The sequence below is a fragment of the Pseudomonas sp. RA_35y_Pfl2_P32 genome (assembly GCF_963970735.1).
Lineage (GTDB): Bacteria > Pseudomonadota > Gammaproteobacteria > Pseudomonadales > Pseudomonadaceae > Aquipseudomonas.
Map to the genome: position 1 here is coordinate 1 of NZ_CAXAQF010000094.1, position 702 is coordinate 702.

At 61.5% G+C, this 702-nt stretch carries 1 protein-coding gene; it reads right to left on the bottom strand.

The features are described 5' to 3' along the window. Positions 1-254, bottom strand: a 254-nt coding sequence (locus AACY45_RS27250; RefSeq protein WP_339548531.1) for a hypothetical protein, incomplete at its 3' end; no start/stop codon positions are given. Positions 255-702: the final 448 nt, after the last annotated feature.

The window sequence follows — 702 nt, forward strand, 5'->3', positions numbered from 1 at the left end:
TGCTCAGGCAAAAACCCGACCTTCGCCTTGATGGTCGGATGCGTCGCCAGTTTCGTACCGGGAATCTCTTCCCTCGCGGCCCATTGCGCAAGTCTGAGCGGTCCAGTGAACTCGTGATAGCCTTTCCCCAGTCGCTTTAGATCGGTCGCTACCATGCTGAGGTAATAGGGAATCTGGCGTTCATCCCAAGTTTCTCGGGCGCGATCGCGCAGGAACGCCTTAAAACTGTCGAGATCGTGTATGTCGCCGGCCATCTTGGATCAGGTGTTCCTTGTCGGAAAGCGCACATACTACTCGGTGGCCGGTAAATGCCAAGGGCGAGCAGCGTTTTGGCGATCACCAAAACGTCCGGCCCCTTCCGGAGCTATCATTGATCGGGGACTGGCACCTGCAGGAATGTTCAACTCGCGGTAGATTTAATAGTCGCACCGCCGCCGTCAGCGAGGGAAGCTACGCCCCACCCCACCATCAAAATCCCCCACGCAAGCTCGTGCGTCCGCCCGCAGCTTCGCTATAGCGCCCCCCATGACCCTCCTCGAACCGCATCTGAACGACCTGAAGGCGCTCGACTCCGCCGCGCGGCTCCGCCGCCTGCAACCGCGCACCGGGCTGGATTTCTCGTCCAACGACTATCTCGGCCTCGCCCGTGCGCAGCGCTTACGCAACGCGGTGGCGGCGGCGCTGGCGCGCGGCGTTGCGATC